Origin of the sequence: Fluviicola sp., assembly GCF_030151805.1 — a bacterium.
In the GTDB taxonomy this organism is placed as follows: Bacteria; Bacteroidota; Bacteroidia; order Flavobacteriales_D; family Crocinitomicaceae; genus Fluviicola.
In genome coordinates this window covers 1-2,513 of sequence record NZ_JASLCN010000194.1, presented here as the reverse complement: position 1 = coordinate 2,513, position 2,513 = coordinate 1, and the positions used below count along the sequence as shown (strand labels likewise).

3 protein-coding genes are annotated in these 2,513 nt (G+C 37.1%); all 3 read left to right on the top strand.

Annotated features, from left to right (window positions below; all coding sequences use genetic code 11):
• The coding region (locus tag Q1V93_RS07260) for a hypothetical protein (protein WP_300663257.1) at window positions 1-291 on the top strand (291 nt) is incomplete at its 5' end.
• Between the two features lie 124 nt (window positions 292-415).
• Window positions 416-1,402, top strand: coding sequence for a pyruvate dehydrogenase complex E1 component subunit beta (locus Q1V93_RS07255; protein WP_300663255.1), 987 nt, complete (start codon window positions 416-418; stop codon window positions 1,400-1,402).
• A 278-nt stretch (window positions 1,403-1,680) separates the two neighbouring features.
• Entirely contained in the window at window positions 1,681-2,409 is a 729-nt protein-coding gene (locus Q1V93_RS07250) for a DUF6263 family protein (RefSeq protein WP_300663254.1), read from the top strand.
• Window positions 2,410-2,513: the final 104 nt, after the last annotated feature.

The following is a 2,513-nucleotide window of genomic DNA, read 5'->3' as shown; positions in this document are numbered from 1 at the left end:
CCGGCGGAATTTTATGAGTTACCCTATATGGATGCCATTACGGTGAATAAGTCGCATGGCTCCGAAGATAGTATTTCCAAGATCAAGCAGGAGCATGGATTAACCCTATTGGAGAGCATGGAAGGGGCTGCCTTTTTTTATGCAGCGAACAAGATGCGGATCCCTTGTGTCCAAGTAAGGTCAATTTCCAACTTATTGGAAAAGAGAAATGTAGAAAACTGGAACATTCCCTTGGCGGTTAAGGAGCTTAATTCATGGCTAGAGCGCTTTGTAATTGCTGTCCAGCAGTAAAATCCCCTTTGTAAATCGATTGTGTAGTCCTCATTCCATCGAAAATAGTACAATGCCTCTACGGAAATTCGAGAAATAATAGTATTTTTGCATATCTAAACAAAATTCACTATCTGTAATACTGATGAGAGAAATACAATTCAGAGAAGCGCTTCGGGAAGCAATGAACGAAGAAATGCGCAAAGACGAAACAATCTTTTTAATGGGCGAGGAAGTCGCTGAATATAATGGTGCCTATAAAGTGAGTCAAGGAATGCTTGATGAGTTTGGTGCTAAACGTGTTATTGACACCCCAATTGCAGAGCTTGGTTTTGCAGGTATCGGTGTTGGTGCGGCAATGAATGGATTAAAACCAATCATTGAATTTATGACTTTCAACTTCTCCTTAGTTGCAATTGACCAAGTAATCAATGCTGCAGCTAAAATTCACCAAATGAGTGGTGGACAATTCTCTTGTCCAATTGTGTTCAGAGGTCCTACGGGAAATGCAGGTCAATTAGGTGCTCAGCACTCTCAAAACTTTGAAAACTGGTATGCAAATACTCCAGGATTGAAAGTGGTTGTTCCTTCAAACCCTTATGATGCAAAAGGATTATTAAAATCATCTATTATTGATCCAGATCCAGTTATTTTCATGGAGTCTGAGGTGATGTATGGTGATAAAGGTGAGGTTCCTGAAGAGGAATACTACCTGCCAATTGGTAAAGCCAATGTAGTGAAAGAAGGAACAGCAGTAACGGTAGTTTCATTTGGTAAAATGATTCCTCGTGTTGTTATTCCTGCGGTTGAGGAATTAGAAAAAGAAGGTGTTAGCGTTGAGTTGATCGACTTACGTTCAGTACGTCCTATCGACTTCCCAGCAATTATCGAATCTGTAAAGAAAACGAATCGTTTAGTAATTGTTGAAGAAGCATGGCCTTTAGCGTCTATTTCTTCTGAAATTACATTCCATGTTCAAAAGAATGCATTTGATTATTTAGATGCTCCTGTGGTACGCGTTACTTCAGCAGACGTTCCTCTTGGATATGCACCAACCTTAGTTGAGGCTTCATTGCCAAGTATCGCTAAAGTTGTTAAAGCTGTAAAAGAAGTTTCTTACATCAAAAAATAAGAAATCCTAAAATATTATTTTGAAAGCCCCAATATTGCTATTGGGGCTTTTCATTTTCAGGGAATTACTAAAGGTTGATTACATTGTTGTTAACACGAATTTTGATTGAACTTACGTACAAGAGAAATCTGTTTGTAATAAAGGTTTAGCCTAGGTTTTGCAATATATTTTCACCCAGACTCAAATCATTTAACCCATCTATACGGGTTTTCATTAATTTTTTGATAGACTTTACATTGTTGAAAAAATTTGTATTTTAGTTAACAAAATCTAAAAAAATGAAAAAATTATTAGTCCTATTCTTACTCACATCAGCGGCATTCACGTCGAATGCTCAACAGGTTGAATTTAAAATGAAGCTTCCTTTAAACAAACCATTTAAGGCAGTTACAACGATGAAAATGGATATGGAGGGTGCTCAGAGTATGATCATGGATATGACTACTAAAAGTACAATCAATGTCGCTAAATACGAAAGTCCCAACTATACAATTGAAAACACCACAGATGCCGTAAAAATGGATATTGATGCGGGTATGATGACAATAAGTTATGATTCGGAGAATCCATCAGACGAACCGACCGCAGCAGCAATGGGAGCTCAATTTGAGAAATTGATTGGTAAAAAAATTACGATGATTACCTCTGAAACAGGTAAAGTTGTTAAAATGGAGGGTATTGATGAAGCACAAAATCCATTTGGAAACGTTGAAATGTCTGCAACATATCCTGATAAACCTGTAAAACCAGGTGATACCTGGACTACTGAAGCAACGTCAAATGGTATTACAACCAAGGCTGTAAACAAATATGTAGAAAAGACTGCCGAAGGCTATGTTATTGAAAGTAATGCAGACATGTTCAAGGATGAAACCAAAATTGGCAGTGTTATAAGCACATATATTGCTGATCCTACTACATTCTTTACCAAATCCGCTACCATTAAAATGGATATGGAAGTAGAAGGTCAAAAAATCAACTCTGAAGTAATCATGAAAGTTGAATAAGCACCATATAAAGCATAAAAAAGCCCGATAACAATTATGTTATCGGGCTTTTTTATGCTTTATTGCTTGATTAAGCGTTAACTTCAGCTTTATAATCGTCAGCG

Excerpts from the sequence above, each read along its gene's own strand:
- Q1V93_RS07255 (WP_300663255.1), top strand. The coding sequence starts at position 416 with ATGAGAGAAATACAATTCAGAGAAGCGCTTCGGGAAGCAATGAACGAA.
- Q1V93_RS07250 (WP_300663254.1), top strand. The coding sequence starts at position 1,681 with ATGAAAAAATTATTAGTCCTATTCTTACTCACATCAGCGGCATTCACG.